This is a genomic window from Stenotrophomonas sp. ZAC14D2_NAIMI4_7 (genome assembly GCF_003086675.1).
Lineage (GTDB): Bacteria > Pseudomonadota > Gammaproteobacteria > Xanthomonadales > Xanthomonadaceae > Stenotrophomonas.
The window spans coordinates 4,395,598-4,407,570 of sequence record NZ_CP025995.1; the positions used below are offsets into that span (position 1 = coordinate 4,395,598).

Genomic DNA, 11,973 nt, shown 5'->3' on the forward strand with positions numbered 1-11,973 from the left:
GAAAGCGCGGCCCTCAGGCCTTCTTCGCGCCCGGGAAGCCCAGCTTCTCGCGCTGCTCGTAGTAGGCCTTGGCCACCGCCTGGGCCAGCGCGCGCACGCGCAGGATGTAGCGCTGGCGTTCGGTCACGCTGATCGCGCGGCGCGCATCCAGCAGGTTGAAGGTGTGGCTGGCCTTCATCACCTGTTCGTAGGCCGGCAGCGGCAGGTTCACTTCCACCAGCTTCTGCGCCTCGCGCTCGCACGCGTCGAAGCGGTGGAACATTTCTTCCACGTCGGCGTGTTCGAAGTTGTAGGTGCTCTGCTCCACCTCGTTCTGGTGGTAGACGTCGCCATAGGTCACCGGCTGGCCGTCCGGGCCGTAGGTCCAGACCAGGTCGTAGACGTTGTCGCAGTTCTGCAGGTACATGCACAGGCGCTCGAGACCATAGGTGATCTCGCCCAGCACCGGGCGGCATTCCAGGCCACCGGCCTGCTGGAAGTAGGTGAACTGGGTCACTTCCATGCCGTTGAGCCAGACTTCCCAGCCCAGGCCCCAGGCGCCCAGGGTCGGCGATTCCCAGTTGTCTTCGACGAAGCGCAGGTCGTGCACCAGCGGGTCGATGCCCAGCGCCTTCAGCGAATCCAGGTACAGCTGCTGGATGTTGTCCGGCGCCGGCTTCATCGCCACCTGGTACTGGTAGTAGCGCTGCAGGCGGTTCGGGTTCTCGCCGTAGCGGCCGTCGGTCGGGCGGCGCGAAGGCTGCACGTACGCCGCGTTCCAGCTTTCCGGGCCGATCGCGCGCAGGAAGGTGGCCGGGTGGAACGTACCGGCGCCCACCTCCAGGTCGAGCGGCTGGATGAGCACGCAGCCCTGCTGGGCCCAGAACTGGTTCAGGGTCTGGATCAGGCCCTGGAAGGTGATCGGTACGGTCGGGGTCGCGGACATGCGGACGATTCTTGGCCGGCTGAGGGGTGCGCTAGTATAACGGCCGACCTGCGGGGCATTCCGTACCCGGGAGGAGCAGGCAGATGGATCACCGGCTGCCGGTGGGGAGTTCGGGTGATTCGGCCGCGGTTCCGCTGCCGCCAGGGCGGCTGCAGTTCGAGCAGGTGGCCGCCGCCGTGCTGGCCGATGGCCTGGTCGCGCCGCAGGACCGCGAGCGCGTGCGCTTTTCCGCACAGGGCGCGCGCAATGCCAGCGAAGTGCATCCGCTGGTGCTGCTGTCGAACCTGAAACTGGCAGCCAGCAGCGGCGGCGAGCTGAGCCTGGAACGGCTGACCGAATGGCTGGCCCAGCGTACCGGCTGCCGCTACCTGCGCATCGACCCGACCCGGGTGGACGTGGCCAGCGTGACCGCGGTGGCCTCGCACGCCTATGCGCGCCGCCATCGCTTCCTGCCACTGGCGGTGGACAGCGAACGGGTGCTGGTGGCCACCAGCGAACCGCTGGCGCAGGAATGGCGCCGCGACCTGCAGCACCTGACCCGGCGCCAGATCGAGCTGGCGGTGGTCAACCCGCTGGACCTGCACCGCTACACCATGGAGTTCTTTGGCGTGACCCGCTCGGTGCGCGGGGCCCGCGGTGACGTGCGCGGCGAGGCCAACGCCACCCTGCCCAGCTTTGAACAGCTGGTGGAGCTGGGCCGTACCGGTGACGTCAACGCCGACGACCAGCACATCGTGCACATCGTCGATTGGCTGCTGCAGTACGCCTACGAACAACGTGCCTCGGACATCCACCTGGAACCACGCCGCGAGATGGGGCGCATGCGCTTCCGCATCGACGGCGTGCTGCACAAGGTGTTCGAGGTGCCGCCGGCGGTGATGACCGCCGTGGTCAGCCGCATCAAGGTGCTCGGCCGCATGGACCTGGCCGAGCGCCGGCGCCCGCAGGATGGCCGTATCAAGACCCGTTCGCCGGGCGGCCGCGAGGTCGAGATGCGCCTGTCGACCATGCCCACCGCGTTCGGCGAGAAATGCGTGATGCGCATCTTCGACCCGGATGCCGCCTTCAAGAGCATCGACCAGCTCGGCTTCAGCCCGCAGGAAGCGGCCGGCTGGAACGCGCTGGTGGAGCGCCCGCACGGCATCGTGCTGGTCACCGGGCCGACCGGTTCGGGCAAGACCACCACTCTGTATTCCACCCTGAAGCGGCTGGCCACGCCCGACGTGAACGTCTGCACGGTGGAAGACCCGATCGAAATGATCGCCGCCGAGTTCAACCAGATGCAGGTGCAGACCAACATCGACCTGGATTTCGCCGCGGGCGTGCGCACCCTGCTGCGGCAGGACCCGGACATCATCATGATCGGCGAGATCCGCGACCTGGAAACCGCGCAGATGGCGGTGCAGGCCTCGCTTACCGGCCATCTGGTGCTATCCACCCTGCACACCAACGATGCGCCCTCGGCCATCACCCGGCTGCTCGACATCGGCGTGCCGCACTACCTGCTGGCCTCCACCGTGAACGGCATTCTGGCCCAGCGCCTGGTGCGCACGCTGTGCCCGCACTGCAAGCAGCCGCACACGCTGGGACCGGCCGATTGGGCGGTGCTGGCTGATAGCCATGCAGCATATCCAGATGCCGCCACGCCCTGTCGGCCGGGCGGTTGCCTGGAGTGCCGGCGCACCGGTTTCCTCGGCCGCATCGGGCTGTATGAGTTGCTGCCATTGGGCTCGCGCCTGCGCGGGCTGATCCGCGCGGACATGGATCTGGCCGGTTTCAGCCGGGCCGCGCGTGCTGAAGGATTGCGAACCCTGCGCCAGGCTGGGCTTGAAAAGGTGGCGCAGGGGCTGACTACAATCGAGGAAGTCCTGTCAGTCCTGCCGCCCCCGGATGAATCCAGCGCCCTTCCTGATCCTTGAAACCGGCCGCCCGGTGCCGACCCTGCGCCGTTACGGGCGCTTTCCGCACTGGATCCGCGTGGCCGCCGGCCTGGACGAACAGCAGACCGTGGTGGTGGATGTCGAACACGGTGCTGCCCTGCCCGATCCACGCGGCTTCGCCGGCGTGCTGGTCAGCGGTTCGGCCGCCTACGTGACCGACCGCGCCGAATGGAGCGAGCGCAGCGCGGCCTGGCTGCGTGCGGCCGCCCATGATGGCGTGCCGGTGTTCGGCATCTGCTACGGCCACCAGCTGCTGGCCCATGCGCTGGGCGGCGAGGTGGCCTACAACCCGGCCGGGCGCGAATCGGGCACGATCGAACTGGAACTGGACCCGGCCGCCGCCGAGGACCCGTTGTTCAGTGGGCTGCCGCGCCATTTCGCCGCCCATGCCACCCACCTGCAGACCGTGCTGCGCGCGCCGGAAGGCGCCGCCGTGCTGGCCCGCTCGCCGCTGGATGGCTGCCATGCCTTCCGCTGGGGCCGGCAGGCCTGGGGCGTGCAGTTCCATCCCGAATTCGCCACCCACCACATGCGCGGCTACGTGCGCGCCCGCGCCGACTGCATCGGCCGCCACGGCGGCTGCGCACGCAGCGTGGAGCGGGCGGTCAGCGCGGCACCGCTGGCACGCCAGCTGCTGCGCCGTTTCGTGCGCCAGGCCCGGCTGTCTTCAGCCCAGCCGGTGGCAAAACAGGGATAATCGGCGGCACGGGCCCCGGCCCGGCCCCCTTACTGTCCTTCCCGGATGTCCATGAAAGAGATTCGCAAGCTGCCGGCTTCGGCGGGCGCCCAGTGGTTGCTGGATACGTTCTCCCTGTACCGGCGTGCGCCGCTGCAGCTGGCCCGGATCGGCCTGACCTGGATGCTGGTCAGCTGGGTGGTCACCCTGCTGTCCACGCTCATTCCGGGCGCGGCGGGGCTGGCGGTGCAGCTGATGACCCTGGCCATCTCGCCCATCATGTTCGGCGGCATGCTGTACGCCGTGGGCGAGATCGACGAAGGCCGCCCGGGCCTGGCCACGCACCTGCTGCAGCCGATCCGCGACCACCGTGTCAGCCACCTGCTGGTGCCGCTGGCCATCCAGGTGCTGGCGGTGCTGCTGCTGGGCGTGCTGCTGTACCTGATGATCGGCCGCGAAGGCTTTGCCGCCTTCAGCGAGGTCATGAAGCGGATGGAAGAGATCGGCCAGAGCGGGCAGCAGATCAGCCCCGACGATGCCGCCGCCCTGGTGGCCAATCTGCCGGCCAAGCGCATCGCGCTGTGGCTGCTGCTGGTGTTCATCACGGCCATCGGCCTGACCCTGGCCATGTTCACCCAGCCGGCGCTGGTGGTGTTCGACAAGCAGAGCGGCATGCACGCGCTGCGCCTGAGCCTGCAGGGCTGCGTGGAAAACCTGGGAGCGATGGTGGTGTTCGCGCTGCTGGGCGTGATCGCGCTGTTCTGCGGCTACATCGCCTTCGTCATCGTCATCCAGCTGGCCATGCTGATCGGCGGCCCGTTGGCTGCTGCGTTCATCGCCCAGCTGGTGCTGACCACCGTGCTCATGCCGCTGTACGTAGGCGCGGTGTACGCGGCCTGGAAGCAGATGTTCGTGCACCGTGGCAGCCGCGCGGCACCGCCGATCCCGGCCACGCCGCCGGCCAACGACATCTTCCACGCCTGAGCCGACACAGACGCGAACGCCGGGCATGGCCCGGCGCCCACGGATCAGGCGGCCGGTTTCTTCGCCACCGACGACGGCACCAGCCAGCGTGCGGCGTGGATGCCCAGTTCGTACAGCAGGCACATGGGAATGGCCAGCATCAGCTGTGACACCACGTCCGGCGGTGTCAGCACGGCGGCCACCACGAAGATGCCGACGATCGCGTAGCCGCGGCCTTCCTTGAACTGCTGCGGCGTCACCCAGCCCAGCAGTACCAGGATCACCATCGCCACTGGCAGTTCGAAGCTGCCGCCGAAGGCGAAGAAAATCGCCAGCACGAAATCCAGGTAGGCGTTCGCGTCGGGGGTGAGCGCGATCACTTCCGGGCTGAAGGTGGTCAGGAAGTGGAACACCGCCGGCAGCACCAGGAAGTAGGCGAACGCGCAGCCGGTGTAGAACAGCAGCACCGACGACACCAGCAGCGGCACCGCCAGGCGCTTTTCGCGGGCATACAGGCCCGGCGCCACGAACGCCCACAGCTGGTACAGCAGCCAGGGCACGGCCACGAACAGGGCCACGAAGAAGGTCAGCTTCAACGGCGCGAAGAACGCACCGGCCGGATTGGTGGCGATCATCGTCTGCCCGTTCGGCAGCTGCGATACCAGCGGATGGGCCAGCGCGGTGTACAGCTTCTGGGTGAACGGCAACAAGCCCAGCAGCACCACGCCCAGGCCCAGCAGCGCACGCACCAGGCGCGCGCGCAGTTCAACCAGATGCTCGACCAGCGAGCTTTCGCCGAAGTCCTGGTCGCTCATGGCTGGCGCTCCGGCGGCGTGGCCGGCGTCGCGGCGGGGTCTGTACCGGGCGTGGCATTGGCCGGCGTTGCCGGTGTATCCAGCAGATGCGGCGGGGTCTGCGCTGCGGCCGGTGTCGGCGCCCGCACTTCGTCGGCCAGCGCATCGCCGTGCTGCTGCGCCTGCGTGGCTTCGCGGCGCACCGCTTCACCACTGGCGCGCAACAGGCTTTCGGTGTCCTGCATGCTCTGCCGCACGTCCTGCATCTGCCGCTTGATCTCCTCGGCGTGCAGTTCGCGTTCCAGCTCCTGCTTCACCGAATCCCACTGATTGCGCGCACGGCGCACCCACAGGCCGGCGAAGCGGGCCGCCTTGGGCAGGCGCTCGGGACCGAGCACCACCAGGGCGACCACGGCAATCACCAGCAGTTCGCTGAAGCCAATATCAAACACCGTGACCGCTCCGGATCAACGCGGGGTGCGGTCGTGCTCGTCCTGCGCGGTGCGCGAGGCGTCCTGGCTGCGCGATTCGTCGCCCAGCTGCGCGGCGGGCTTGTCCTCGTCGCGCATGCCCTTCTTGAATTCCTTCACCGCCGAGCCGAGATCCTTGGCGCCGCTGGTCAGGCGCTTGGTGCCGAACACCAGCAGTACGATGGCCAGCACGACCAACCAATGCCAGATGCTGAAACTGCCCATAAGTCGCTCGTTACGTTAGTGATCAGGCTGTCGAGCATAGCGCACCGGCCGTAAGCCGGCGCGCGTGACGAAAGTCAGTTGCCGCCCAGCGTCTCGGTGCGGATTTCACCGTCGCCCACCGGCTGGAAGCCCTGCTGCTGCGGCGGCGGGTTCTGCGGCACGTTCTGCAGCGGCGCGGTGGTCGCTTCGGCCGGCGGCGCCTGAACAGGCGCAGGCTGGCTGCTCTGCGGCGGCGGCGGCGGTGCGCTGGCAGTGGCGCCACTGCCGTTGCGGTTGTTGCGCGCGGCGTAGGTCGCCTCTTCCAGGCGGTCGCGGAAGGCCACCACGTCCATCGACGGCGCGCCCACGGCACGGCCTTCGAAGATCATGCGCGGGGTGGTGTTGCTGCCGTAGGCATCCAGGTTGGCCGCATCGTCGATCTGCAGCACTGCACCATCCAGGGCCACGCCGGCGAACAGGCCACGCGCGCGCGACCACGACCAGATTTCCGCCTTCAGCTGGCCGTCGGTGGCGGCGGCGGCGTTGCGGCCCACCGGGCCCGCAGCCACGCCGGCATCGGCGCCCAGGGTGAATTTGCCGTTGACCAGATTGTCCAGGCTGCGGTCGTTGCGGAACACCAGCACCACGTCAGACGACTGCACACCGGCTTGGAAGCCGATGCTGCCGCCGGTCAGCTTGATGAATACCGGGTTCGACCAGGCACCGTTGGGCATGCGCACCGACATCAGGCCGTGGCCGCGACGGCCACCGATGACCAGACCGGCCTTGATCGTGTCGGGAATGACGATGACCGCGCGGCCTTCGTCCAGCAGTTTGTCCGGAATTCCCTGCTCGGGAATTTCCTGGATTTCAGCCAGCACACGCACCGCATTGCGGGCGCGCTGGTCTTCCTGCGGTCCGGCCATGGCCTGGCTGGAAAGCAGGCTGGCGGCGATCAGCAGGGCTTGGATCGGGCGACGCATGGCAGGCTCCAGAAGTCAGTCCATAGGAAGATATAGCAAGTGACTGAAATTAGTAGTGTTGCGATGAATCGCCAATGAGCGCGCGCCCTGATTGGCAGTCGCGATCGGCCCGATGCGCAGAAGCGATGCCGGCAGCGCATCGGATCGGCGACAATGGTGCCCATGCTCGATGCACCCGATACCGCCGTGCTGGCGGTCAACCTAGGCACGCCCGAGACGCCGACGGCCCCCGCCGTACGCCGTTACCTGGCTGAATTCCTGTCCGACCCCCGTGTGGTCTCGATTCCGGCGCTGCTGTGGCAGCCGCTGCTGCGCGGGCTCATCCTGCCGCTGCGCAGCAGTCGTTCGGCCGCCAAGTACGCCCAGGTGTGGCTGCCCGAGGGCTCCCCGCTGATGGTCTACACCCGCCAGCTGGCGCAGGCCATGCAGGCCGAATTGCCGCAGCTGCGCGTGCGCCACGCCATGCGCTACGGCGAGCCGGCGCTGGCCCGCGAACTGGACCGTCTGGTCAGCGAGGGCGTGCGCCGCATCGCGGTGCTGCCGCTGTATCCGCAGTACTCGACCACCACCACCGCCTCGGTGGAAGACCGGGTGGCCGACTGGCAGCGCCGCAATCCCGGTGTGCACATCAGCCTGGTGCAGGACTACGCCATCGACCCGCAGTGGGTGGCTGCGGTCGCCGCGTCCATCCGCGCCTACTGGGACACGCATGGCCGCGGGCAGACGCTGATGTTTTCCTTCCACGGCATTCCGCAGCGCCTGGCTGACGCCGGCGACCCGTATCCGCAGCGCTGCGAAGCCAGCGCCGCCGCCATTGCCGCCGCCTTGGGCCTGGGCGCGGACGACTGGCAGCTGGGCTACCAGTCACGCTTCGGCCGCGAACGCTGGCTGCAGCCCTACGCCGAACCGCGGCTGTGGGAATTGGCCGAGGCCGGGGTGAAGAAGATCGATGTGGTCTGCCCGGGCTTCGCCACCGATTGCCTGGAAACCCTGGAAGAGGTGGCCATGGGTTTCACCGAAACCCTGGCCGAGCGTGGCGCGCAGATGCGCTACATCCCCTGCCTGAACGCCAGCGTCGACCACGCCCGCGCCCTGGCCCGGCTGGCCACGGCTGCGCTGGCATGAGCCTGCAACCGTTCGAACTGCACTTGGCCGGCGCGCGCGTGGCCGGCCTGCGCCAGGCAGGCCCCGGCCCCCGCGTGCTGGCCCTGCATGGCTGGCTGGACAATGCGGCCAGCTTCGTCCCGCTGGCCGCGCACCTGCCGCAGCTGGATCTGGTGGCCATCGATCTGCCAGGTCACGGCCACAGTGCGCACCTGCCGCCCGGCGCGCCCTACACCACCCCGGCCGCCATCACCCACGTGCTGGACGTGGCCGATGCACTGGGCTGGGAGCGCTTCACCCTGATCGGCCACTCCATGGGCGCCGGCATCGCCAGCCTCACGGCAGCCGTCAGCGAACGCGTGCAGCGCCTGGTGGCCATCGAGGCGCTGGGTGGACTGCGCGGACCGGAAGAAGAAACCGCCGAACGCCTGCGCGACCATGTGCGGGCCAGCCGTGCGCTGGCGCGCAAACAGTTGCGCGTGTTCGCCGATCTGGCCGCGCCGGTGCGTGCCCGCATGATGGCCAACCAGCTCAGCGAGGGCTGCGCGCGCCTGCTGGTGGAACGTGGCGTGGAAGCGGTGGAAGGCGGCTATCGCTGGTGCAGCGATCCGCGCCTGATGCTGCCCACCGCCATCCGCCTCAGCGAAGGGCAGATCGACAACCTGCTGCAGGCCATTGCCTGCCCCACCCAGGTGATCTACGCCACGCCGGCGCAGTCGTACTACCCCGAACCGATGCGCAGCGAGCGCCTGCAGCACCTGCGCGACGGACGCCTCGCTGTGTTCGCCGGCAACCATCACCTGCACATGGAACACCCCGCGCAGATCGCCGCGGTCATCAACGCCTTCCTTGGCGAGCCCAACGCCGGCTGACCCGGTGCATGCCGTTGCGCTTCACTGCGCGTAGCGGCGGCCGATAGAACAGTTGCGGGCCTTCTCGCCCGCGCTCCGCCTGCCCACCCGGGCCGGCGGCCTGTCCGGGTTCTGCAAGGAAGCACGCATGTCTGCACTGCTGCACCGTCATCCACAGGATGTGGCCACGGTGTTCCTGTTCCGCGCCATCCGTGGCGCCACCTCCCCCTTTCCTGCCCTGCCGTGACCACGCATGTACGCGTGCCGCGCGGCCGGGCCGTTGCTGTTCGTTGAACCAGGAGTTGCCGATGTCTGCCGTACCCCTACCCCCGCGCGGCCACAAGACCGCCCGCCCGCCGTATCTGCAGGAGCTCGCGCGCCGCGCCGATCATCGCCTGCTGCTGCTCAGTGTCGCCCTGGCCGTGACCGGTGCAGCCTTGGCGTGGCGCGGTTCACCGCTGCTGGCGGCGATCATCGCGGCGGCGTGGCTGCCGTCGCTGCTGCTGGCCACCCGCTTTGCAGGCCAGCCGGTCGCCCGCAACGGGCTGGCGGTGCTGCTGTCGGTGCAGGTGGCTGCCGTGTGTGCGTCCATCAGTGTGGCCCCGGCGTTGCCGCAGTGCGTGCTGCTGGCGTGCCTGCTGGCCTACCGCGACCGGGGCCCGCTGTGGTCGGCGGGCGTGGCGGGCGCGCTTTGCGCGACGGTGCCCGCACTTCTGGCAGGCGCATGGATGCCGGCACTGCCGCAGGCCGCGCTGGTCGCTGCAGCAGCCGCACTGATGGGCCAGGCCGCACAGCGCCTGCGCCAGCAGAGCGAAGCACTCGGGCATGGCCCACGCCGCCTGGCGGCGCTGGCGCGCGACGTCGCCACCGGCGCCGATCTTTCCGCGCATGCCAACACGCAGGACTACCAACCCGGCACCCTGGCGCATGCGCTGGCCGATACCGCGCGCCACGTGCAGGCGCAGCGCAGCCGCGACACGGCCCTGCACGCCGAGAACGCGCAGATCCGCCGGGCGCTGGACGCGTCGCGCACGTCAATGATGATCGCCGACAACGATCACGTGATCCGCTACGTGAACCGCTCGGTGGTGGCCCTGCTGCGCAACCAGCAGGCCACGCTGCGCGAAGCGTTCCCGGATTTCGACGCCGAACGATTGGTTGGCACCAGCATCCACCGCTTCCACGCCAATCCTGATCGCATCCGCGCCATCCTCGATGGCCTGCAGGTGGCGCACAACGGCAAGGTCCGCATCGGGCCCGTGCACTTCGCCCAGGTCGTCACTCCCGTCTTCGATGCGCAGGGCACGCGCCTGGGCTTCGCGGTGGAATGGCACGACCGCACCCATGAACTGCTGCTTGAGAACGCGGTGGCCGACATCGTCAGCGCCGCTGCCGCCGGCGATCTCGACCAGCGCCTGCGTCCTGCGGAAGGCGCCAGCTTCCTGGACGGGCTGACCGGTGGCATCAACCAGTTGCTGGAAACCGTCGGCAGCACCGTGGAAGAGGTGCGGCAGATGCTGGCGGCGCTGGCCCAGGGTGACCTGGACCGGCGCATGCAGGGCGACTACCAGGGCGCGTTCGCCGCCATCGCCCGCGACGCCAACGCCACCGCGCAGCAGCTTTCTTCCATGGTCGGCCACATCCAGCAGTGCGCCGCGGCCATCAGCACCGCGGCCAGCGAAATTGCCGCCGGCAACGGCGCACTTTCCGAGCGCAGCGAGCGGCAGGCGGCGCATCTGCAGGAAACGGCGGCGTCCATGGAAGAGCTCACCGCCACGGTGCGGCAGAACGCCAGCCACGCGCGGCAGGCCAGCGAACTGGCGTCGTCCACCCAGGGCGTGGCCAGCGAAGGGGACCGCGCCATGCAACGCGTGGTGGACACCATGCAGGCGATCGAAGCGGCTTCGCGGCGCATCGGCGACATTACCGGGGTGATCGACGGTATTGCCTTCCAGACCAACATCCTGGCCTTGAACGCGGCCGTGGAAGCTGCACGCGCGGGCGAGCAGGGGCGTGGCTTTGCCGTTGTCGCCAGCGAGGTCCGCGTGCTCGCCCAGCGCTCGGCCTCCGCCGCCCACGAGATCAAGGGATTGATCGATGAAGCCGGCCGCGAGGTGGGCGAAGGCGCGCAACTGGTTGCCGACGCCGGCCGGCGCATGCAGGGCATTGTCAGTGGCGTGCAGGATGTCAGCCAGTTGATGCAGGAGATTTCCGGTGCATCGCAGGAGCAGTCCAGCGGCATCGAGCAGATCAACCAGACGGTGGTGCAGATGGACCAGGCTACGCAACAGAACGCGGCGCTGGTGGAAGAAGCCACGGCGGCGGCCCGCGAACTGCAGGCCCAGGCCGGCGCGTTGACCGCCGCCGTGGCGGTGTTCCACCGCGACCGCGAACCGGCGTTGATTGACTGAGGCAAGGCCGAGGGGCGCGCCCCGCGCGCCCCTGGTAGGTGCCAACCTTGGTTGGCACGGCTTTCCGCCGGGCATGGTCCGGCGCTCCCCATCCACGCACGGTAGGTGCCAACCTTGGTTGGCGCTTCTTTCCGCCAGGCATGGTCCGGCGCTCCCCATCCACGCACGGTAGGTGCCAACCTCGGTTGGCGCTTCTTTCCATCCACGCATGACGTGGATCTACCGGACGCTTGATCGCGCAAAGAAAAAACCCCGCTGCATGAGCAGCGGGGTTTTTGGGTATAAACCCTGGCGATGACCTACTCTCGCATGGCTTGAGCCACACTACCATCGGCGCAGCTGCGTTTCACTTCCGAGTTCGGGATGGGATCGGGTGGTTCCACAGCGCTAATTTCACCAGGGAGGCTTTTGGAGAGTCGCACTCGTCCCGGTGGGACAAGGCGCCAGCCTCGCATAGTTCTTGTGACGTAGCGTGCACTTGAATGCTCTTACGACGTTGTCGTAAAGCCAAGGCAACTTGAGGTTATATGGTCAAGCCGCACGGATCATTAGTATCAGTTAGCTCAATGCATTGCTGCACTTACACACCTGACCTATCAACCACGTAGTCTACATGGTTCCTTCAGGGGGCTTGTGCCCCGGGAGATCTCAT

At 68.4% G+C, this 11,973-nt stretch carries 11 protein-coding genes, 1 rRNA gene and 1 other annotated feature (1 of these 13 only partly in view); of the genes, 6 read left to right on the forward strand and 6 right to left on the reverse strand.

Going from position 1 to position 11,973, the window contains the following annotated elements:
• Positions 1 to 13 precede the first annotated feature (13 nt).
• On the reverse strand, positions 14 to 925 hold the full coding sequence (gene glyQ / locus C1922_RS19995) for a glycine--tRNA ligase subunit alpha (protein WP_108751379.1): 912 nt from the start codon (positions 923 to 925) through the stop codon (positions 14 to 16).
• A gap of 83 nt (positions 926 to 1,008) precedes the next feature.
• Here glyQ and C1922_RS20000 point away from each other — a divergent pair, with 83 nt between their 5' ends.
• Genes C1922_RS20000 through C1922_RS20010 form a run of 3 tightly spaced genes read left to right on the forward strand, consistent with a single transcriptional unit; the run spans position 1,009 to position 4,525 of the window.
• Positions 1,009 to 2,844, forward strand: coding sequence for a GspE/PulE family protein (locus C1922_RS20000; protein ID WP_108751380.1), 1,836 nt, complete (start codon positions 1,009 to 1,011; stop codon positions 2,842 to 2,844).
• On the forward strand, positions 2,816 to 3,562 hold the full coding sequence (locus C1922_RS20005) for a glutamine amidotransferase (protein ID WP_108751381.1): 747 nt from the start codon (positions 2,816 to 2,818) through the stop codon (positions 3,560 to 3,562). Before C1922_RS20000 ends, C1922_RS20005 begins: the two co-directional genes overlap by 29 nt.
• Positions 3,563 to 3,613: 51 nt before the next feature.
• On the forward strand, positions 3,614 to 4,525 hold the full coding sequence (locus tag C1922_RS20010; RefSeq protein ID WP_108751382.1) for a BPSS1780 family membrane protein: 912 nt from the start codon (positions 3,614 to 3,616) through the stop codon (positions 4,523 to 4,525).
• 44 nt (positions 4,526 to 4,569) lie between these two features.
• Here C1922_RS20010 and tatC read toward each other — a convergent pair whose 3' ends face one another.
• The 4 genes from tatC to C1922_RS20030 all read right to left on the reverse strand — a co-directional run bounded on the left by tatC (position 4,570) and on the right by C1922_RS20030 (position 6,955).
• The gene (gene tatC / locus C1922_RS20015) at positions 4,570 to 5,319 is read right to left on the reverse strand and encodes a twin-arginine translocase subunit TatC (RefSeq protein WP_108751383.1); all 750 of its coding nucleotides are present in this window, start codon (positions 5,317 to 5,319) and stop codon (positions 4,570 to 4,572) included.
• Positions 5,316 to 5,750, reverse strand: coding sequence for a Sec-independent protein translocase protein TatB (gene tatB / locus C1922_RS20020; RefSeq protein WP_108751384.1), 435 nt, complete (start codon positions 5,748 to 5,750; stop codon positions 5,316 to 5,318). Before tatB ends, tatC begins: the two co-directional genes overlap by 4 nt.
• A 15-nt stretch (positions 5,751 to 5,765) precedes the next feature.
• On the reverse strand, positions 5,766 to 5,993 hold the full coding sequence (tatA, locus tag C1922_RS20025) for a Sec-independent protein translocase subunit TatA (protein ID WP_108751385.1): 228 nt from the start codon (positions 5,991 to 5,993) through the stop codon (positions 5,766 to 5,768).
• Between the two features lie 74 nt (positions 5,994 to 6,067).
• Entirely contained in the window at positions 6,068 to 6,955 is an 888-nt protein-coding gene (locus C1922_RS20030; protein ID WP_108751386.1) for a YSC84-related protein, read from the reverse strand.
• Positions 6,956 to 7,117: 162 nt separating this feature from the next.
• Here C1922_RS20030 and hemH point away from each other — a divergent pair, with 162 nt between their 5' ends.
• From hemH to C1922_RS20045, 3 genes are all read left to right on the forward strand, one after another.
• A complete protein-coding gene (gene hemH, locus C1922_RS20035; RefSeq protein WP_108751669.1) occupies positions 7,118 to 8,080 on the forward strand; it encodes a ferrochelatase in 963 nt (320 codons plus the stop codon).
• On the forward strand, positions 8,077 to 8,931 hold the full coding sequence (locus C1922_RS20040) for an alpha/beta hydrolase (protein ID WP_108751387.1): 855 nt from the start codon (positions 8,077 to 8,079) through the stop codon (positions 8,929 to 8,931). The genes hemH and C1922_RS20040 overlap by 4 nt, the downstream gene beginning before the upstream one ends.
• Before the next feature lie 287 nt (positions 8,932 to 9,218).
• Complete coding sequence (locus tag C1922_RS20045; RefSeq protein ID WP_108751388.1) at positions 9,219 to 11,321, forward strand: methyl-accepting chemotaxis protein; 2,103 nt, start codon at positions 9,219 to 9,221, stop codon at positions 11,319 to 11,321.
• A 286-nt stretch (positions 11,322 to 11,607) separates the two neighbouring features.
• Here C1922_RS20045 and rrf read toward each other — a convergent pair.
• Positions 11,608 to 11,722: ribosomal RNA gene (gene rrf, locus C1922_RS20050) — 5S ribosomal RNA — on the reverse strand.
• Between the two features lie 167 nt (positions 11,723 to 11,889).
• Positions 11,890 to 11,973 (reverse strand) — a sequence feature (16S ribosomal RNA rRNA prediction is too short) (it continues 207 nt past the right edge of the window).

Excerpts from the sequence above, each read along its gene's own strand:
- glyQ (WP_108751379.1), bottom strand. The coding sequence starts at position 925 with ATGTCCGCGACCCCGACCGTACCGATCACCTTCCAGGGCCTGATCCAG.
- C1922_RS20000 (WP_108751380.1), top strand. The coding sequence starts at position 1,009 with ATGGATCACCGGCTGCCGGTGGGGAGTTCGGGTGATTCGGCCGCGGTT.
- C1922_RS20005 (WP_108751381.1), top strand. The coding sequence starts at position 2,816 with ATGAATCCAGCGCCCTTCCTGATCCTTGAAACCGGCCGCCCGGTGCCG.
- C1922_RS20010 (WP_108751382.1), top strand. The coding sequence starts at position 3,614 with ATGAAAGAGATTCGCAAGCTGCCGGCTTCGGCGGGCGCCCAGTGGTTG.
- tatC (WP_108751383.1), bottom strand. The coding sequence starts at position 5,319 with ATGAGCGACCAGGACTTCGGCGAAAGCTCGCTGGTCGAGCATCTGGTT.
- tatA (WP_108751385.1), bottom strand. The coding sequence starts at position 5,993 with ATGGGCAGTTTCAGCATCTGGCATTGGTTGGTCGTGCTGGCCATCGTA.
- C1922_RS20030 (WP_108751386.1), bottom strand. The coding sequence starts at position 6,955 with ATGCGTCGCCCGATCCAAGCCCTGCTGATCGCCGCCAGCCTGCTTTCC.
- hemH (WP_108751669.1), top strand. The coding sequence starts at position 7,118 with ATGCTCGATGCACCCGATACCGCCGTGCTGGCGGTCAACCTAGGCACG.
- C1922_RS20040 (WP_108751387.1), top strand. The coding sequence starts at position 8,077 with ATGAGCCTGCAACCGTTCGAACTGCACTTGGCCGGCGCGCGCGTGGCC.
- C1922_RS20045 (WP_108751388.1), top strand. The coding sequence starts at position 9,219 with ATGTCTGCCGTACCCCTACCCCCGCGCGGCCACAAGACCGCCCGCCCG.